The 18592-nt window shown below is 56.7% G+C and carries 15 protein-coding genes; 9 read left to right on the top strand and 6 right to left on the bottom strand.

The annotated features are described in order from the left end of the window. Positions 1–45 precede the first annotated feature (45 nt). On the bottom strand, positions 46–2088 hold the full coding sequence (locus B145_RS0121245; RefSeq protein ID WP_018610041.1) for an acyltransferase family protein: 2043 nt from the start codon (positions 2086–2088) through the stop codon (positions 46–48). A gap of 412 nt (positions 2089–2500) precedes the next feature. Here B145_RS0121245 and B145_RS0121240 point away from each other — a divergent pair, with 412 nt between their 5' ends. Beyond that, positions 2501–3667 carry a TerD family protein gene (locus B145_RS0121240; RefSeq protein ID WP_018610039.1) on the top strand — a complete coding sequence of 389 codons (1167 nt, stop codon included), beginning with the start codon at positions 2501–2503 and terminating at the stop codon, positions 3665–3667. 99 nt (positions 3668–3766) lie between these two features. Further along, positions 3767–4144 (top strand): DUF6404 family protein, encoded by a 378-nt coding sequence (locus tag B145_RS0121235; protein ID WP_018610036.1) that lies wholly within the window; start codon positions 3767–3769, stop codon positions 4142–4144. 7 nt (positions 4145–4151) lie between these two features. On the opposite strand, the gene B145_RS26555 is transcribed toward B145_RS0121235, so the two are convergent. Further along, entirely contained in the window at positions 4152–4823 is a 672-nt protein-coding gene (locus B145_RS26555) for a phosphatase PAP2 family protein (protein ID WP_018610034.1), read from the bottom strand. A 305-nt stretch (positions 4824–5128) separates the two neighbouring features. Between B145_RS26555 and B145_RS0121225 the strand changes: the two genes are divergently transcribed. The 7 genes from B145_RS0121225 (at position 5129) to B145_RS0121195 (ending at position 13152) form a co-directional block, all read left to right on the top strand. Beyond that, positions 5129–6625, top strand: coding sequence for a M48 family metalloprotease (locus B145_RS0121225; protein ID WP_018610032.1), 1497 nt, complete (start codon positions 5129–5131; stop codon positions 6623–6625). 78 nt (positions 6626–6703) lie between these two features. Then, positions 6704–7417 carry a fumarylacetoacetate hydrolase family protein gene (locus B145_RS0121220; protein ID WP_018610030.1) on the top strand — a complete coding sequence of 238 codons (714 nt, stop codon included), beginning with the start codon at positions 6704–6706 and terminating at the stop codon, positions 7415–7417. Then, positions 7414–7899: a GNAT family N-acetyltransferase gene (locus B145_RS0121215; RefSeq protein ID WP_018610028.1), complete on the top strand. Its 486-nt coding sequence runs from the start codon at positions 7414–7416 to the stop codon at positions 7897–7899. Before B145_RS0121220 ends, B145_RS0121215 begins: the two co-directional genes overlap by 4 nt. Before the next feature lie 242 nt (positions 7900–8141). Next, on the top strand, positions 8142–8969 hold the full coding sequence (locus B145_RS0121210; RefSeq protein WP_018610026.1) for an ATP-binding response regulator: 828 nt from the start codon (positions 8142–8144) through the stop codon (positions 8967–8969). Beyond that, positions 8953–11172, top strand: coding sequence for an ATP-binding protein (locus B145_RS28325; protein WP_018610024.1), 2220 nt, complete (start codon positions 8953–8955; stop codon positions 11170–11172). The genes B145_RS0121210 and B145_RS28325 overlap by 17 nt, the downstream gene beginning before the upstream one ends. Further along, positions 11169–12509, top strand: coding sequence for a response regulator c-di-GMP phosphodiesterase, NosR family (gene nosR / locus B145_RS0121200; protein WP_018610023.1), 1341 nt, complete (start codon positions 11169–11171; stop codon positions 12507–12509). The genes B145_RS28325 and nosR overlap by 4 nt, the downstream gene beginning before the upstream one ends. Before the next feature lie 70 nt (positions 12510–12579). Beyond that, positions 12580–13152 carry a response regulator gene (locus B145_RS0121195; RefSeq protein WP_018610021.1) on the top strand — a complete coding sequence of 191 codons (573 nt, stop codon included), beginning with the start codon at positions 12580–12582 and terminating at the stop codon, positions 13150–13152. A 60-nt stretch (positions 13153–13212) separates the two neighbouring features. On the opposite strand, the gene B145_RS0121190 is transcribed toward B145_RS0121195, so the two are convergent. From B145_RS0121190 to B145_RS0121175, 4 genes are read right to left on the bottom strand one after another with little or no spacing between them, the layout of a single operon-like run. Further along, complete coding sequence (locus B145_RS0121190) at positions 13213–14727, bottom strand: pectate lyase family protein (RefSeq protein WP_018610019.1); 1515 nt, start codon at positions 14725–14727, stop codon at positions 13213–13215. A gap of 54 nt (positions 14728–14781) precedes the next feature. Beyond that, complete coding sequence (locus B145_RS0121185) at positions 14782–15702, bottom strand: ABC transporter permease (protein WP_018610016.1); 921 nt, start codon at positions 15700–15702, stop codon at positions 14782–14784. After that, entirely contained in the window at positions 15699–16793 is a 1095-nt protein-coding gene (locus B145_RS0121180) for an ABC transporter permease (RefSeq protein WP_026259359.1), read from the bottom strand. The genes B145_RS0121185 and B145_RS0121180 overlap by 4 nt, the downstream gene beginning before the upstream one ends. Positions 16794–16801: 8 nt before the next feature. Beyond that, positions 16802–18349, bottom strand: a complete 1548-nt coding sequence (locus B145_RS0121175; RefSeq protein WP_018610013.1) for an ABC transporter ATP-binding protein — start codon at positions 18347–18349, stop codon at positions 16802–16804. Positions 18350–18592 lie beyond the last annotated feature (243 nt).

Below are 18592 nucleotides of genomic sequence, written 5' to 3'. Positions count from 1 at the left end.
CGTAATCTGAGATCAATTGGCTCAGTGTGATTTTCACAGAAGAAATCAGGGATTAAATATCTGTTCCTTGATGCGTTCCGCAAGGAATATAGACCCTTCCCTGGTCAAATGCCCCGAATCAATCGCAGTGACACTTTTTGGATCACGGCTTGTTTTTGTGAGGCACCCATCCGCAGTGCACATCAAATCCAAGACCGAAATGTATGTAACACCCAGCCTAGGAATTTCCTTTTTAAAGTAGGCATCCCACATTGGAGGTTCATTTTCCAAGCCATATTGCATGTAGTTGGGTGCCGTTTTCCCAGTCTCAAAGTAGTACCCAACCAATTGGTGCGTTAAGGAAATTCTCCATTTGGGCACGGGGCCAACCACTACGATTTTGGAATGTGGGCAGGCGTTCTTGATTTTTTGGATGGTCTGGGAAAAATCCTTCACGGCCTGCTCTTTTGGCAACACACCATTTGCGCCATCAACCATCCATGAGATCAAGATGACTCGCGGTTGGATTTTCTTCACAAGCTCAAGTTTGGCGCTGTTCAGCGCATACAGCGTAGCGCCATTCTCGGCGCTTACATCTTCACGAAAAAACGGCGGGCCGTTGCCATCAGTGAGCTGACTAAGCTCAAGCATTCCGCTCTTCCTGACATAATTCAAGCCAGAAAACAGCGCCGCAGCATAAGAGTCCCCCCATATAAATACGGAGTTCGGGCTATCTACAATGCACTTATTCGCATACGCCTCGGCCACCGTTACTGAGTGACAAACGTATGCTCGTAAGGTTTTATTGTATTCAAAATACGAATATACATCTGTAACCTCCGCCAAACTTCTTGTCTGCTCATCATGAATTCTATAAGGAAATCCATTGAGGTTGAACGTTGTGCATCCGACCACACACGCCATGGCAAGCAGAGCACCCAAAGCAATCCCCTTGCCTTTGGCCGGAGTTCCAAATCGAATGGGGTATTCGACAAAGCGATAGGTCAGCCACGCCAAGAGAACGCATATTGCCAACACGACAATCGCCCCAGCAGGGGGAAGGCTCTTGGTTCTGACGATCAAGAGGAACGACAGCACAGGCCAGTGCCACATGTAGAGCGGATAGCTAATTTTGCCAAAAAAGCACATTATCCGGCTCGACAATATCACTCTGTTAACCCATGCCTGGGGCCCCGCGCAAATAATCAAAAAAGCGCCAATGGTCGGGAACAAAGCAAGCCAACCTGGGAAATACATCCGCTTTCTGAACAAGACCACAGATGCGATGATCATCACCAAACCAAGTGCGGCAAAACTGCCTTGGATGATGTGTTGGCGGCCCGACAGACGCCCCAGAAACATCGTTACAAAATCACGCCTAAAAACATGAACATAAGCCAGCCATCCACCAATCATCAGCTCCCAGAAACGTGCTTGTGGTAAAAAGAATGCGGCAGAGACGTCGTACCTGATCAGATATACGTTGGCGCCAAACGACAGCAGCGCAAGTGTGGAAATAGCCAAGAGAATATTGTGCTTGAATCGCCATGCGCACCACATCAATAATGGATACAGCACATAGAACTGTTCCTCTACCGCCAGTGACCACAGATGCATGAGCGGCTTTTGTTCAGACGCAGAGTCAAAATATCCGGCCTCGCCCCACAAAGCAAAATTCTGAACAAATCCAGACCCTGCCGCCGCATGCTTGCCCAGCAGCTTCAATTCATTTGGTACCAGAAAAAACCACCCGACGACAAGCGAAGTGATAATGACAACAAGAAGAGCGGGAAATATTCTTTTGATCCGGCGAAAATAAAAATCTAGAAAACTAAAGCTGCCATCTGCCAGATTGGAAAAAATAATTTTGGAAATCAGGTAGCCAGAGATCACAAAAAACACATCGACCCCGACGAAACCGCCGCCAATCGTTCGTGGAAACGCATGGAAGAGAATGACGGATAAAATTGCTACCGCACGCAAGCCATCAATGTCGGGGCGGTACGTAGAATCCGTTCCCGCGTGCGCTGACGGAGACAACTCACTACGTAGCGCTCCAGTGTTCGCCAGCCCCCCGCTGGCCGTGTCTGAAGCATGGGAAACCAACATGACGTTACCTGTCTTATGAAAAATTGCCGCAATTTTACATCAAACAACGTATTTCATTCAGAAATCAGGCATAACAGGTACGTGCCCCTACCATTGCTTACAGTACGCAGCCAAGTTGCTTCAATCGCTTCAGATGCAATATGTCTTCCCAACGCCCCTCCTGATCAAACCTTATTCCAACGACTACGTGTGACCCACCTATGCAATATGTAATCAGCCCAAATTCCAGGGCTGCACGCACAAATCTCCGCAGTTTTGGAGCCAGGCACATTGGCTGCCTGATCTACTTTTTCAAAGCAACATGCCTGTTGCAGTCCCTACGCCAGCAAGTCTCTCACCCTAAAAAGCCATAACTAGCCAAGCTAGTTTCAGGATATATTCATACACTTACAAAACACCAAGGGGATTCAAGATGCAGATTGCGCGTGGGCAGCGGGTCAAACTTGCCGATCTGGGCTTGGCAGACAAAGCCTTTTCAATTCAGTTGGCCTTGAATACCGGCGGAATGACGGTCGACGTGGCCTGTTTCGGCTTGGATGCCAGCAAGAAGCTTTCTGATGAACGCTACATGACCTTCTTCAACCAGCCTGCCAGCCCCTGCGGGGCGGTGAAGCTGGCGGGGAGTGGGCAATTTGAATTTGATCTGGCGCGCCTGCCTGCGAGCATCGATTCGCTGACGATCACCTTGGCGATTGATGGCGCCGGGCAGATGAATCAGCTGGGCGCTTGCGTGGCAAACCTGATCGCCAACGGTACGGAAGCTGCGCGCTATGCGTTTGATGGCAGCCATTTTGCAGCAGAGCGTGCGGTGATGTTGCTGGAACTCTATCGCAAGGATGGGGCATGGCGACTCTGTGCGGTGGGGCAAGGTTTCAATGGTGGCCTGGATGCGCTGGTACAGCACTTTGGCGGTGCGGTGGCGGCAGCCCCTGCCCCGCAAGTCGCGCCAGCCCCGGCGCCTGAAGCGCCGAAGGTGTCACTCTCCAAGATCACCCTGGAAAAACGCGGTGACAAGATTTCCCTGGAAAAGCGGGGTGCTGCGGGCCACGGGCGCATTGTGTGCAATCTGAACTGGAGCCGCACACCGCAGAAAACGGGCTTCTTCGGCAGTCAATCGAAAGGCATTGATCTGGACCTGGGCTGTCTGTTTGAGATGATGGATGGGCGCAAGTCCTGCGTACAAGCCTTGGGCAATACTTTTGGTGCCTATGAGGTGGAGCCCTACATCCATATGGCTGGCGATGACCGCACCGGGGACGTGAAGGAAGGGGAATTCCTCTTCATCAATGGCGATCATCTGCAGGAGCTGCGCCGAATCTGCGTGTACGCCTTCATCTATGAGGGGGTGGCGAACTGGGCGCAAGCCAATGGGGTGGTGACCATCACCGTGCCGGGGCACCCGCCTGTAGAGGTTCGCCTGGATCAGCATGACAAGAACAAGGGCATGTGTGCCGTTGCAATGCTGGAAAACGATGGTGGCAGCTTGAAAGTCACCAAGTTGGCAGAGTATTTCTCGGGGCATGAGGATCTGGATCGCCGCTACAGCTGGGGACTGCGCTGGCAAGCCGGTCACAAGTAGTCACTGGACAGGGCTCCGGCCCTGTCGTAACAAAGTTTGCTTCGGCATTCCCACATGCCGGTGTAGGATTGGGCGCTAAACCTTTTCCCCTTTGCAAGCATGATCCAGATCGATTTGACGCCCAAGCGCAGAGCTGCACTGGCTTTGCTCCAGAAAACCGGCATTGCGCCCAATAGCTATGCGCCCCTGGCAGTCATCTTGTTATGGCGTGTAGGCATTGATTGCCCGCCACCGCACATGGCCAGATTCGGGAGCGTGGCGACTGCCATGGGCGGCAGTTTTGGCCTCGCTATCGCATTGGGCATCTGGGCTTTTGCGCACACCCACGCCAGCGCTTTGCGCGGGGAATTGTGGCTGGCAATCTCTGCAGGGCTGGGCGTGGCATTTGGCCTGGGTATGGCCAGCTACTACGCGTTGGCGCGTGCCAAACACAAGCTGCCACTGTGGAAAGATTTTCAGCCTCCACTGGACGCCTGATCTCCTATCAGGCCGCCTGATAGACCTTGCGGCGCATGGAAAACCACGCGCCAAGACCGCCCAGCAAGCACCCCGCCAGCACATCCAGTGCCACATGTTGCTTGGTCGCCATGGTGGAATAGACGATCCCGATGCACCACAGCCAGTTGGCCCAGTGCAGACTGCCATGCCAGCGCATATCGCGCAGGTGCACATGCATCCAGATCGCGGAAAATACCGCTGTAGCCACGTGCAGCGAGGGGCAGGCATTGCCAGCGGCATCCACCCCTTTGAGGAATGCCATCCCCGGATACAGGGCCCAATCAATATTGGCAGGCGGCACAGCCGTGGGCACCAGCAAGAAACACAGTAGGCCGAACAGGCAGACTGCCCCAATATCCCATCCATAAGCAACAAGGTGGCGCCTGCTGGCAAACAGGAGCGGAGGGATCGATACGTAGATCCACAAGGAGAGATAGAAGAGCAGAGCGGGCGGGAAAACGCCGATCATCCGGTCAAGTACAGTGAGCGGCATCTGGAAAACCGGAAACAGCGGATTTTTCAGCAGATTGATATAAGCGGTAAAAAACAGCGTTGTAAACACCGCTGTTCCAAACACTTTGAGGAAAAGATGGGGTTTGACGCGCAGCCAGAACTGCCGATACCATGGCCCTGCCTCAATTGCTCTGCCCTCGCCCATTGTCCTGATGCCTATATGCTTGGTTATTGCCCAGGCAGCATCATACAGGCAGGCGGCTTAAAATCTGTTTTGCAATTGCGTGACACGCACGGAGCCAACGCAGGCAGGTCACATTCAATTCTGGCGATTTTATCAAATGCGACATTTTTCGGCAGTCCAGCTGGCCGAAAGCGCCCGTTTTCGTCACATGATCCGCGCCAAAGCCGTTTATCCGCCATGATTTTCCGTATATCGATTAGTCAAAAATTACAGGCATAGGGTTTGCTACTTCTTTGCACCCACCACCCGCTGCGCCCTTTGCATAGATGACCTGGAAGGATTACAAGCCCCTGATTGCCCGCTTGGAACGCGAGCATACTGTGGCACCCGAACGCTATCGGTTCAAGACCATTGTGCTTGCACTGATCGCATCGGCGTATCCACTAGGCTTGGTCGCCAGCCTGCTGGCCGGGGTGGTTGTTTCACTGTTCGGGCTGCTGGAAGCTGCTCCCGCCTTGGTCGTCTCGGGCCTGTTCGTCGCCCTGGTCAGCGCAGGCCTGCTGTCCCAGCTTGCAAAGAGCCCGGAATTCCCACAGGAGTGCCGTCGCCTCTCTGGCCGGGAGGTTCCCAAGCTGTATGCCCTGATCGAAAAAATCCGCAAAAAAATCAAAGGGCCGAAAATCTCAGCCGTCTATCTGACTGATGATTTCTCCCTATGCATCCGGCAAATACCACGCCGGGGCATCCTGGGTGGGCAACGCAATGTGCTGCAGGTCGGCCTCCCCTTGTTGCAGTTGCTCTCACGCAAAGAATTCGCAGCCTTGCTCGCCCACGAGTTTGAGCACATCAGCGGACATCAGGACGGCCTCAGTGCCTGGATCTACCGCCTGCGCAACAACTGGAGCGAACTCCTGCACCACCTGCCGCCGGGCCATCTTCTGCACCGGATCGCGTGGGCACCACTGCGGGCATTCATCCCCTATTTCGAAGCCTTCTCTTTTGTCATGGCACGGCGCAGCGAATTGCAGGCAGACCGATTGGGCGGGGCCGTGGTGGGCAAGCGCCTGATGGCGGACGCGCTGATTTCGCAGGAACTGGGCAGGCGCTTTCTGGATGAACAGTTCTGGCCGAATTTGTGGGCCCAGGCGGCCTACTCCGACCATCCGACATTCGCACCGCATACACTGATGCGCACCGCGCAATCGGCAGGTTGCACGGAAGCAGGCAACAGCGCATGGCTGACCATGACGCTCAGAATGCCATCAGATTTCAACAGCACCACGCCCTGCCTGAGTGACCGCCTCCTGGCCCTGGACCAGCGCCCCGAATTGCCTCCACGCGCCACCCACAGTGCAGCGCAGACGCTCATGAGCGAAAGCCTGCCGCGTTTGTGCAAGGAATTTGACGAGCGCTGGCTGCAGGAGAACGTGCAAACCTGGCAATCGCGCCGCCGGAGTCTGATGAAGGCCCATGAGATGGTCGCCCAATTCGGGCAACGCAAACTGAGCGATCTGCATGTTCAGGACCAATGTCACTATGGTTTGGCGCTGCTTGAGCTGGACCGGCCCCGCGAAGCGCTACCCGTGCTGCAACAGGCGGCAGATCACCCACAGGGCAGCGCTCAAGCGGCAATGGCCACCGCCAGAATCCTGCACGAGCTGGGCGACGAGGCCACCATCCATTACCTGGAATTGGCGATGAGCAAAGACGCCAATGTCATCAAAGAAGCGGCCAATCAGGCGGCGGAATTCTATCTGGCCCGGGGGGATCGGGAGCGGGCCTGCGATTACTGGACGCGCAGCCCCGCTTCACAGGCGGCCTGAGCGTCGGCAAAGGCTTGGCAAGCATGGAAACAGCGGAGGATAATGAGCCTTCGGACAACCCCTGCCAAGAGAAATAGCATGCCCACAGATGCCTGCAGCGATTACCTGTTCCCCCCGCCACACCCGGTCTCATTGCCTATTGTCGGCCAGCCCCAACGTTTCCCGGTGCGGCGCATTTTCTGTGTCGGCCGCAATTACCTGGAACACATCCGGGAACTGGGCAACGATGAGAAGCAGCCCCCCGTTTTCTTCATGAAGCCCGCACAAACCATCGTACAGGATGGCAGCACGATGGCATATGGCACGCTGACGGAGAACCTCCACTATGAGCTGGAACTCGCGCTGGCGCTGCAATCAGGCGGCTACAATATCGACGAGGGCAAGGCACTGCAACACATCTATGGTTATGCCATTGCGCTGGACATGACCAAGCGAGACATCCAAGATAAACTCAAAAAGCATGGTCACCCCTGGGAGGCAGGCAAATCGTTTGACGCGTCCTGCCCCTGCGGCCCGATTCATCCGGCCCAAGCCGTCGGCCATCTGGAAAGCGGGCGTATCTGCCTGAAGGTCAATGGTGAAATCCGCCAGGACTCCAACCTGGATATGCTGATCTGGAAAATTCCACAGATCGTGGCAGAACTCTCACGCTACTTCGAACTCCAGGCAGGAGATCTGATTCTGACGGGCACCCCCAAGGGCGTGGGGCCGGTGCTGCCAGGCGATGTCATGGAAGGTTCCATTGACCGGCTGGGAAGCTTGAACATCACGGTGGGACCACGCGTAGCATGAAAATCCGTCAGGCAAGCCTTGAAGATGCTGCTCGCATTTGCGAGATCTACAACCCATTCATTCTCGACACAACAGTCACCTACGAATTGGAAGCGGTGAGCGTGGAAGCCATGCGTGAGCGCATCCTTGCCAAGCAGCGCAAGCATGACTGGCTGGTGGCCGAAGACGAATCCGGCGTGCTGGGCTATGGTTACTATGGCCGCTTCCGGGAACGCGCCGCGTATGACCACGTCGTGGAGTCCTCCATCTACCTCGCCCCGCAGGCGCGTGGCAAAGGCTTGGGCACGCTGCTCTACAACGCGATCATCCACCGTGCCCATGAACAAGGATACCGTGAGATGATCGGGGTGGTTGCCCTGCCCAACCCGGCCAGTGCTGCGCTGCATGAATCGCTCGGTTTTGCCGCCGTAGGCACCCTGGTGCGCTCGGGCTTCAAGTTTGGCCGCTATCTCGATACAGGGATATGGCAAAAATCAATCTGAGTCCTGGCCCGCAAACTTGCTGACATACACAGCGCCGATGAAAAGGCGCTGATCCACCCCGCGCAAGGGGTGGCCTTTCCTCCTTTTCCCCCTCCCAGACAGGTCTTGCCTATACGCCATGCGGGCAGGCACGCCCCTTACAAATTACAAGGCGTTTTATCCTATCCGTCCGGGCTGAGCTATATTGACCCCAAATGGACGAAAGCTCGGGCCTGTTCATGCAAGCTCATGGAGACGCGCTCATGGAAACCGTACAGGGCCCTGGCGATTCAAGCATCGAGGTCACACCCAGTACGCTGCTGCTGGTCGACGATGAGGAGAATATCCTGTCTTCACTTCGCCGCCTGCTGCGCAAAGAAGGGTATCGCCTTCTATGTGCCACCAGTGGGCAGGCCGGACTGGAGATACTCAAGCAGGAGAAGGTCGACGTCATCATGTCTGACCAGCGCATGCCGCATATGATCGGCACCGAATTCCTGCGCCTGACCCGCAATCTGAGCCCGGACAGCGTGCGCATCATCCTGTCGGGCTATACCGATCTGGAAAGCGTCACCGCCGCCATCAATGAAGGTGCTGTCTACAAATTCCTCACCAAGCCCTGGGATGACGAGATATTGCGCCTGTCCATCAAGGAAGCGCTGCGCCACAAGTGGATTCAAGACGAAAACCGGATGCTGCACAGCATGCTGGTCGAAGTGAATGAGGAGTTGGCCCAGGCCAACCACCTGTTGGCCGAAAGGGCCGAATTCACCCAAGATGCGCTACAAAATACGCAGAGCATCCTCCACTACCTGCCGATTGCATTACTGGGCATCGACAGCGCAAGCCAGATCATGTTCTCCAATGCGGCAGCCCTGAAGCTCCTTGACGGGCATCTGGCGCTGGGACGCCCCGCAGCCGAAACACTGCCTGAAGCGTTGGTGGAGAAAATCAATCAGGCCAATCCGGAGCGCAGCCCACTCACCTTGGGTGGAAAACCCTTCACCGTGCAAGTACAAGCTTTGCCACACAAGGGCCAAGGCTGCATCGTGATCATCATCCCCGAGGTGTGTCATGCTGAACACGCATAACATCTTGCACTGGCAGAGTTTCCTCCTGTTCGACATGGTCGACGTGGGCGTACTGGTGATTGATGGCAACAACATTCTCTTCGCCAACACCACCTTCTCCAGAATTGTCGGCCAGAGCTTGCATGAACTGCAAAGCCAGGGGCTACGCGAACTGGGGGGAGAAGCCTGGGTTGACTTCACCCTGGGGCAAAGCTGGGCAGACGCCCTGCCCTGGCCCATGCGCGATGGCACAGACCGCTGGTTTGAAGTCAGCATGCAAGCTTCTGCCTTTGAAGACCGCACGGTACAGATTGCCACCTGTACCGATGTCACCTCGCGCATGCGGGCCGAGGGCGCCGAAGCCTCCATGCTGCAAATGCTCACCGAGATCATCGAAGGCTACCCGGTCGGCACCTTTGTGTTGGACAAGGATCACCAGATCACCCACTGGAATCGGGCCTGCGAAGTCATTTCCGGCACCTCGGCCAGCCAGATGGTCGGCAGTGATGAAGCGTGGCGCGCATTTGGAGAGGTAGAACGCCCGCTGCTGGCCGACTGGGTCATGAACCCCATTGACGAAGCGGAGTTGAGCAGGCACTACAAGGGCCGCTTCTGGAAATCTCCCGCAGCGGATGGTGCCTATGAGGCTGAAATCTTCTTTGAGAATCTGGCCGGGGGGCACAGCCGCTGGCTGCACGTGGCCGCCACGCCGTTGCGCAATGCCAATGGCGACATCATCGGCGCCATCCAGACCCTGCTAGATGTCACCCAGCGCGTACATGTCGAGCAGATGCTTGCTGACACCATCGGCAGCGCCCCTGTCGGCATCTTCGTGATTGATGAGCAGCACCGTGTCACACACTGGAACAGGGTCTGCGAATCTCTCACCGGAATCGACGCCCAATCAATATTGGATACCACAGAAGCATGGCGAGGGTTCTACATGGAGGCCCGCCCCGTATTGGCTGATCTGATTGTAGATGGTTTATCAGCGGAAGCCGTTTCACAAAAATATCCACAAAGCATGTGCACGCCAATGGGGTTCGTTGATAACGCCTACCAGCTTGAAAACTTCTTCCCGAAAACAGGCACTTCCGGAGCCTGGCTGCATCTGACCGCCGCCCCGCTGCGCGACATCAATGGGCGCATCGTGGGTGCCATTGAGACCCTGATTGATATTTCGGCGCGCAAGCGCGCGGAAGAAGAACTCCGGCACGCGCATCAGGCCGCAGAACACTTGGTGACCGAGCGCACCCACGAACTGCTGGAGGCCAAGGCTGCGCTGGAGGAAGACATCGCCCGCCGCACAATGGTGGAAAACGAAATGCAGCGCCACCTGCTTGAAGTCACCAGCCTGAATACACAATTGCATGAAACGCAGGATCGCCTCATGCAAAGCCAGCAACAACTCGTCCAGAACGAAAAACTAGCATCCATCGGCCAGCTTGCCGCTGGCGTGGCGCATGAAATCAATAACCCGATTGGATATGTATTCTCCAACTTCGGCAGTTTGCAAACCTACCTGGGTGAGCTTATCCGCCTGATTGACGCCTACGTTGCCGCCGAATCCCAGATTTGCGAAGAACCTGTTCGCCAGGGCCTGGGCAAACTGCGCAAGGAAATTGATCTGGATTATCTGAAAGGAGATCTGTTTGATCTGATGAACGAATCCCGCGAAGGGATTGAGCGGGTGCGGAAAATTGTGCAGGATCTGAAGGACTTCTCCCACGTCGACGCCAATGCCGATTGGCAATGGGTGGATGTGCACCGTGGCCTGGAATCCACGCTCAACGTGGTCAACAACGAGATCAAGTACAAGGCGGATGTCATACGCAAGTTTGGCACACTCCCTTTTGTACAATGCCTGCCTTCACAGCTCAACCAGGTGTTCATGAATCTGCTGGTCAATGCTGCACAGGCCATGCCCGCAGACAAACGCGGCACAATCGAGGTCAGCACCGGCGCGGAAGACAAAGAAGTATGGATAAAGATCCAGGACAATGGCTGTGGCATGAAACCCGAGGTACTCAGCCGCATCTTCGACCCCTTCTTTACCACCAAGCCGATTGGCAAAGGCACGGGGCTGGGGCTGTCGCTGTCTTACGGCATCATCCAGAAACACCACGGCAAGATAAAGGTTGATTCCACTTTGGGCGAAGGAACCTGTTTCACGATTACGCTGCCAATCTCCCAGCCGACTGATACGGAAAGCCCCCAGCCATGAATAGCGCCGAAGCCCCGACACCGCCCGCAGAGTCCGGCCTGCCCATCGGCTTTGCCCAAGTACCGGTGATCCTGTTGGTGGATGACGAACCCAATGTGCTCAGCTCACTACGCCGCCTGCTGCGCCCGCAGGGCTATACCACCCTGACTGCTCCAGGTGGGGAAGCGGCACTCGATATTCTGGGCGCACAGCCGGTAGATCTCATCATTTCCGACATGCGCATGCCGGGCATGAGCGGCGCACAACTGCTGACCCAGGTGCGTGAGCGCTGGCCGAATGTGCTGCGGCTTCTACTCACCGGGCATGCAGAAGTGTCCTCCGCCATTTCGGCCATCAATGAAGGAGGCATTTACCGCTACATCACCAAACCCTGGGATGATGCGGAACTGATCAAAACAATCCAGCAGGGCCTGGAGCTTAACGGACTGCAACGCGAAAAGGCACGGCTGGAAGCGCTGACGCAGCAACAGAACGAATCCCTGCGGGAATTGAACGCCAGCCTTGAAGACAAGGTGCGCGAGCGAACCGGAGAACTTCAGATCGCCCATCAGGAATTGACCCTGGCCATGGAGAAGCTCAAGAAGAACTTCTTCACCACCGTCCAGGTGCTCTCAAACCTGATTGAAATGCGCGCCCCGGCACTGGCCGGGCATGGCCGCCGGGTGGCAGACATCTCGCGCAAGCTCGCCGAAAAACTGGGGGTGGGCCCAGAGCTGACCCACGAAATCCTGCTCGCGGGCCTACTCCATGACATTGGCAAAATCGGCTATCCAGACCTGCTTTTTGGCAAACCCATCACCAAGATGACCGGGGAGGAAGCCAACCTCGCCCGCAAGCATCCGCTCACAGGGGCCGCCGCCCTCATGTCGCTGCCGGACATGCGCGGGGTGGCCGAGATCATCCGCAGCCACCATGAACGCTGGGATGGGCAGGGTTTCCCGGACATGCTGACCAAAGACGCCATTCCACTAGGCGCGCGCATCCTTGCCCTAGCCAACGATTATGACGCAGCCCAGATCGGGCTGATCAGTGCCAAACGCATGAACGCGGAAGAAGCCAAAGCCTATGTGCTGGAAGGCAGCAAGTTCCGTTATGACCCCATGGTTGCAGGTGCTTTTGGCGAACTCGTCGGGCGCGTACCGGTCAAGCCCTTGCTCGAACGTCGCCTGAGCGGGGCAGATTTGGAAATCGGGATGGTGCTGTCACGCGATCTATACAGCCCGGATGGGATGCTGTTATTGGCAACAGAGTATGTTCTGGATGACCTGCTCATCAAGCAGATCCGCGAGTTTGAGGAAGCCTTTGGCAGGCGACTCATCGTCTGCATACGCGCATGACATCTACCTGACAACCATTCATTTCATGAGCATATAGAAATCTCTCACCACTCAGGCAAAAGGAATCATCATGAGCACCATCATGTTAGTTGACGATGAAACATCCATCCTTCAGGCATTGCGCCGCATCCTGCGCATCGTCCCCTGCTCCTTTGGCCAACATGTATTCGACCTGGAGGTGGTGGCGTTCACTTCCGCCAGGGCCGCGTTGGAATACGCGCAACACAACCCCATTGATGTATTCCTGACGGACTACCGCATGCCGGAAATGGATGGGATCACCTTCCTCAAGCATGCCAGCAAACTACAACCCGACGCCTGTCGGTTGGTACTCTCTGGCTATGCGGATTTGAATGCACTGACCCGCGCCATCAATGAAGTTGGCATTGAGCGCTTCATTGGCAAACCATGGAAGGATTACGAACTGGTCGCGGCCATTGCGCAAAGTCTGGCGCACCGAGAGTTGTTGCTGGAGAACCGCCGCCTCGCTGATCTAATGCGGCTGGACATGGGAGATCTGAGCCCCGCAGACATGGAGGCCAAACGCCTGGAAAGCCTCGAACCCGGCATCACCAAGGTCAATTGGGGGCCTGACGGTTCGGTGATCCTAGACCCGGAACAAGTCACCCCACACGAATCTTGACTCTGGATGAAAAAACGGTGGCACAAGGCCACCGTTTTTATCTCAACAGCATTCCCAATATCAGAGCTTGCCCGCCCCCGCATTGGATTTGACATAGCCCTTCACCTCAGACGCGGGCAGAATCTTGGTGCCGTAGAGCGTCGGCTTCCAACCCACATCGGGCGTCATCGGCTTGCCCACCGCATTGGCAGCTCGGAGCAGATCAGTCGGCGCACCATTGACCACGGAGCCCTGATCAAAGAACACCTTGCCACCCATGTTGACTGTTACAACATCGGCGCCCCCGTTAGCAATGTCAAAGACATTATTTTCAGAGTAGATGGCCGAATCCTTGCCTGCACCCAAGGCCTGACGGAAAACATTGCTGGCCGTCTTGCGCTCAATGGCACGCAGATGATTCTGGTAGGTATTGAGCTTGGGATCATCTGCCGCCGTCGCATCCCCCACGAAATAGCTGTTATAGACGTGCACCTGACCAAAACGCACACGCGGCATGCGCTGCCCGATGTTCTCGTAATAATTGTGGTGGAAGGTCACACGCAATTTGCCTGAATCGATAGGCCCCTTGCTATCGCTGCCGCCAACCAGGTTGGTCTTGTCGTGATCCTTGAAGTGGCTGAAGGACACCGTCACCAGATCTGCGCCATTGGTGATGTCAATCGCGCCATCGTGGTGTTGCACCTTCTGGGTAATCTCGTTATGCGGGAAGGGGAAGACCGGTGGGAACTTCTTGTCCGGCCGATCGCCATCCGAAAAGGTGCAGTGGTCGATCCACACGCGCTTGCCGCCGTTGACTGAAATGCTGTCGTATTCCGAATTCCAGCGCCCACCAGGGCATTTCTGCGGGCCGACATTGACATCCGCATAGGCTTCCTGGCAACCCGGATAGTTCTTATCCACCTTCCAGGAGTCACCCGGGTCCCAACCAGGGAAATAATCGAAGGCATCCTCAAAGCTGATGTTGCGGATGATCACATTTTGGGTCGCCGTGGCTGCGTTCTTCGTGACATCCCCCATGAAACCAATCACCAGATTGCCGCGAATGATCTTGGCATCCTTGCCCAGACCAATGATCGAGGTATTGGACGGCACCACGATCTGCACCTGAGCACGCTGGCGTTTGACCGAAGCCTCGCGGGCTTCTTCCTGCGGGCCGGTCAGGTCACGCACGGGGCGACCTTTTTCCAGCTTCACATTCCACACGGCAGGCGCGTAGGCCTTCATGTACTCGTCAGAGTTATAGGGAGCAACGGCATAATCCTTTTCCGTCAGCTCGTGACCGGTATCATCGGTAGACAAATTAATGCTGCCTTTTACCAGGATGATCTTGGGCGCATCCCCAGCCTTGTGAAAAGCATCCACCAGCTCTTTGCGCGAGCTGACGGTAAATACATTTTCTGCTGTCGCTGCCGCGCCGCCGCTCACCCCTTCACCAAAGGATGCCCAGCCATCATTGGCAGCCAATGCCTGACGCTCAAGAGGCAGCCCGCCTACCTGGGTGGCAGGGCCGGTAGCACATGCCGACAAAACCCCTGCGGCGAACAGGCACAACCAGATTTTTGATGGTTTTTTCATATTCTCCTCTCCAAACGCGCTCCAAAAAGCCACGCCAATTCAGGCGTGGCCGTTTTACTCCCCTGGCACAAAGGGCTTGCCCAAAGATGCCGGAAGATTCAGTTGCAGCTTCTTGCGATCCCGTGAAATGACCATCAACACCAAGATGGTGGCCACATAAGGGATTGCCGACAACAGTTGTGAAGGAACCGCCACCCCAAAACCCTGGGCCTGCAACTGCAGGATGGTCATGCCGCCAAACAGACATGCCCCCAGCATCAGGCGAGTCGGCTTCCAGGCGGCAAACACCACCAGCGCGACCGAAATCCAGCCACGCCCGGCCACCATGTTCTGCACCCACAGCGGGGTGTAAATAGTAGAAAGATAGGCGCCCCCCAAACCGGCCATGGCCCCGCCAAAGCACACCGCACCATAGCGGATCGCCAGCACCGGGTATCCGATGGCGTGGGCCGCTTCGGGAGATTCTCCCACCGCACGCAGAATCAGGCCCCAACGCGTCTTGGCCAACATCCATGCAAGCATGGCATAGAGCAGATAAGCCAGATACACAACCGGCGTCTGGGTGAAAAATACCGGCCCCAGCAGCGGGATGGAAGACAGAAGCGGAATCGCGTACGGCTTCATGCCCGGCAAGCCTTGGCTGACGAAGAACTGACCGATAAAGGCAGACAGGCCGATCCCGAAAATCGTTGTTGCCAGCCCCGAAGCCGACTGATTGGCCCCCAGTGACAGGGTCAGAAAAGCAAAGGGAAGTGCAGCCAGAGCGCCCGCCACGGCCCCAAACATCAAGCCGACCGAGGTACCCCAGGACAGCGCCCCCGCAAACCCAGCCACTGCACCGATGAGCATCATGCCCTCGACACCCAGGTTGATCACGCCGCTCTTCTCGGCCACCAGTTCGCCAAGCCCAGCGAAAATCAGAGGGGTTGCTGCGGCCAGGGTAGCAACCAGAATGGGGATGATGGAATCAATCATGCATTCGCCCCTTCTTCGCTGCTCATCAAACGTTTGTCGCGCCGGCGGCGGAAACGGTAATCCACAAACACATCAACCCCCAGCAGGAAGAACAACAACATGCCCTGGAACAGCCAGGAGATGGCTGAGGGCAGCTGCATCGACACCTGGGCAGCTTCACCCCCCAGATAGATCAAAGCCAGCAGCAGGCCCGAGAGCACGATCCCGATTGGGTGCAGGCGCCCCACCCAGGCGACGATAATGGCCGCATAGCCATAGCCCGGCGAGAGCGATAGCGTCAGTTGCCCCACCGGCCCGGCGGCTTCCATGGCCCCGGCCAGGCCAGCCGTCAGCCCGGAGATCACCAGACTGATCCACACCCCAGATCGAGCCGAGAAGCCCGCGTAGCGCGCTGCCGCAGGCGCCAGCCCGCCCACCGCAAGCTGATAGGCGCGGAAGCTGCGCGACACGAACAGCCAGAACAGCGGCACCGCCACGATCGTGATAAAGATCGACGAGTTCAGACGCAGGCCATCAAACAAGGGTTCAAACATGGCGGATTCGCCAAACATGATGGACTGCGGGAAGTTGGTGCCCCCCGGATCACGCCACGGCCCACTGACCAGATAGGACAGCACGTAGGTGGCCACATAGGTCAGCATCAGGGTGGTGAGCGTCTCATCTGCATTGAAATGTGTTTTGAGCCAAGCCGACAGGCTGCCCCACAAAGCGCCACCCAGTGCCCCCGCCAGGATCATCATCGGCAGAATCCACCAGGCGTTCAGGCCATCGGTGTAGATGGCCACACCGCTGGCAAACACAGCCCCCATCAGCAGTTGCCCTTCGGCGCCGATGTTATAAACCCGCGCACGGAAACCCAGGGCCAGCCCTTGGGCGATGAGGATCAGCGGAGATGCCTTGAGCGCCAGCTCGCTCCAGCCATTGGCGGTTTCCAGCGGCTCAATGAAGAATACATAAAACGCCTGCAGCGGAGGCTTGTCCAGAATGGCAAACAAGGCAGAGGCGGCCAACAAGGTCAGCAGGATCGCAATAGGCGGCCCTGCCCAACGCATCAGTTGGGAAGAATTGGCACGAGGTTCCAGAAGATGCATGGCAAAGATCAAGCAGCTTGTTGTTGGGAGCCTGCCATCAGCAGGCCGATTTGCTCCGCGTCGGTCTGAGCCTTGGGTTGGGCTTCAGAGAGCCTGCCCCCGGCCAGCACGGCGATGCGGTCGCAGATTTCAAAGAGTTCTTCGAGTTCTTCAGAGATCACCAGCACCCCCACCCCGCTCCGCGAAATGTCGATCAGGGTCTGGCGCAACGCAGCCGAAGCGCCGACATCGACCCCCCAGGTGGGTTGGGCCACAATCATCACACGGGGCGCCTGCATGATCTCGCGCCCGACGATGAACTTCTGCAGATTCCCCCCGGAGAGGCTGCGCGCAGCGGCTCCAACGCCAGGGCAGCGCACGTCGAAACGCTCAATGCAGCGCTTGGCAAACTCCCGCGCAGCACCATAGTTGAGCAGACCATAACGGCTCAGCCCGGCCTGACGGTGAGCGGTGAGGACAGTATTCTCCGCCAGACTCATCGAAGGCACAGCCCCTCGCCCCAGGCGTTCCTCAGGTACAAAGGCCAAACCCTGGTCGCGTCTGCGTCCAGCATCCAGATGGCCCACCGGCTGACCTTCCAACAGGACGCACTCGGAAGCAGAAAGCTGCTCGCCCGATAGTGCAGCAAGCAATTCCGCCTGCCCGTTACCGGAAATCCCGGCAATCCCCAGCACTTCGCCACTCTGCAAGCACAGGGAAATATCGAATAGAGAAGAACAGAAAGGGTCGTCATTGGCGTAACTCAGCCCTTTGACCTCCAGCACCGGCTTGGCCTCACCCTCAAATGCGGGGGAGACGCACACGGGCAGCTCACGGCCAATCATCATCCGGGCCAGACTGGCAGAGGTTTCTTCCTTCGGGTTGGCCTCACCTGTTACGCGCCCACCGCGCATCACCGTGGCGCGATCACAGAGTTCCTGGATCTCATGGAGCTTATGGCTGATGTAGAGAATGCTCACCCCTTCGCTAGCCAGTTGGCGCAGCGTACCAAACAAACTGCGCACAGCCTGCGGTGTGAGCACCGAGGTGGGTTCGTCAAGAATCAGAAGCTGGGGATTTTGCAGCAGGCAACGCACAATTTCCACGCGTTGGCGCTCACCCACCGAGAGGCTGTGCACCATGCGGTACGGGTCCAGGGGCAGGCCGTACTTCTCAGACACCTCCTTGACCCGTATGGCCAACGCCTTGAGATCGAACTTGCCCTCCAGCACCAGGGCAATGTTTTCGACCACAGAGAGTGTCTCGAACAACTGGAAGTGCTGGAACACCATGCCGATGCCGAGGTGGCGCGCCTCGGCCGGGTTGGCAATGTGAACTTCCTTGCCATTCCAGAGCAGGTGCCCCTCATCCGCGTGCGTGGCGCCATAGATGATTTTCATCAAGGTACTTTTACCCGCACCATTTTCGCCCAGCACAGCATGAATCTCGCCCGGCGCGACCGACAGGCTGACTTTGTCATTGGCCACCACACCGGGGTAGCGCTTGGTAATGTTCCACAAGGCCAGGCGCGGTGGAACAGGCGTCTTGGCCAAGCCAATAGAAGAAGGATCGCTCATGCGACAGCTGAGAAATTAAGGTTAGAATTAAGGGGTTGCCAGGGGGAAATGCACAAAGCCTGCCAGGCCCGATCCGCCGAGTGCGGAAAAACCCGAAGTCTATCAGGCCAACCGGTCCGACAACACGTTTCCAACACAAGAACCGCGATTGTCTCTGATTGGCATCATAATTGCGTTCTGAATTTGCACTACCATTGCAAACCAATTTTGCAATGGTTCCAAGTCCAGAGTCGTCCATTCTGG

It is taken from the genome of Uliginosibacterium gangwonense DSM 18521 (assembly GCF_000373965.1).
Classification (GTDB): domain Bacteria; phylum Pseudomonadota; class Gammaproteobacteria; order Burkholderiales; family Rhodocyclaceae; genus Uliginosibacterium; species Uliginosibacterium gangwonense.
The sequence above is the reverse complement of the archived record's forward strand: the minus strand, read 5'-3'. Positions and strand labels throughout refer to the sequence as shown.

Bases quoted from the DNA above. Each gene is read 5' to 3' on its own strand.
- B145_RS0121245 (WP_018610041.1), bottom strand. From the start codon at position 2,088: ATGTTGGTTTCCCATGCTTCAGACACGGCCAGCGGGGGGCTGGCGAAC.
- B145_RS0121240 (WP_018610039.1), top strand. From the start codon at position 2,501: ATGCAGATTGCGCGTGGGCAGCGGGTCAAACTTGCCGATCTGGGCTTG.
- B145_RS0121235 (WP_018610036.1), top strand. From the start codon at position 3,767: ATGATCCAGATCGATTTGACGCCCAAGCGCAGAGCTGCACTGGCTTTG.
- B145_RS26555 (WP_018610034.1), bottom strand. From the start codon at position 4,823: ATGGGCGAGGGCAGAGCAATTGAGGCAGGGCCATGGTATCGGCAGTTC.
- B145_RS0121225 (WP_018610032.1), top strand. From the start codon at position 5,129: ATGACCTGGAAGGATTACAAGCCCCTGATTGCCCGCTTGGAACGCGAG.
- B145_RS0121220 (WP_018610030.1), top strand. From the start codon at position 6,704: ATGCCCACAGATGCCTGCAGCGATTACCTGTTCCCCCCGCCACACCCG.
- B145_RS0121215 (WP_018610028.1), top strand. From the start codon at position 7,414: ATGAAAATCCGTCAGGCAAGCCTTGAAGATGCTGCTCGCATTTGCGAG.
- B145_RS0121210 (WP_018610026.1), top strand. From the start codon at position 8,142: ATGGAAACCGTACAGGGCCCTGGCGATTCAAGCATCGAGGTCACACCC.
- B145_RS28325 (WP_018610024.1), top strand. From the start codon at position 8,953: ATGCTGAACACGCATAACATCTTGCACTGGCAGAGTTTCCTCCTGTTC.
- nosR (WP_018610023.1), top strand. From the start codon at position 11,169: ATGAATAGCGCCGAAGCCCCGACACCGCCCGCAGAGTCCGGCCTGCCC.
- B145_RS0121195 (WP_018610021.1), top strand. From the start codon at position 12,580: ATGAGCACCATCATGTTAGTTGACGATGAAACATCCATCCTTCAGGCA.
- B145_RS0121190 (WP_018610019.1), bottom strand. From the start codon at position 14,727: ATGAAAAAACCATCAAAAATCTGGTTGTGCCTGTTCGCCGCAGGGGTT.
- B145_RS0121185 (WP_018610016.1), bottom strand. From the start codon at position 15,702: ATGATTGATTCCATCATCCCCATTCTGGTTGCTACCCTGGCCGCAGCA.
- B145_RS0121180 (WP_026259359.1), bottom strand. From the start codon at position 16,793: ATGCATCTTCTGGAACCTCGTGCCAATTCTTCCCAACTGATGCGTTGG.
- B145_RS0121175 (WP_018610013.1), bottom strand. From the start codon at position 18,349: ATGAGCGATCCTTCTTCTATTGGCTTGGCCAAGACGCCTGTTCCACCG.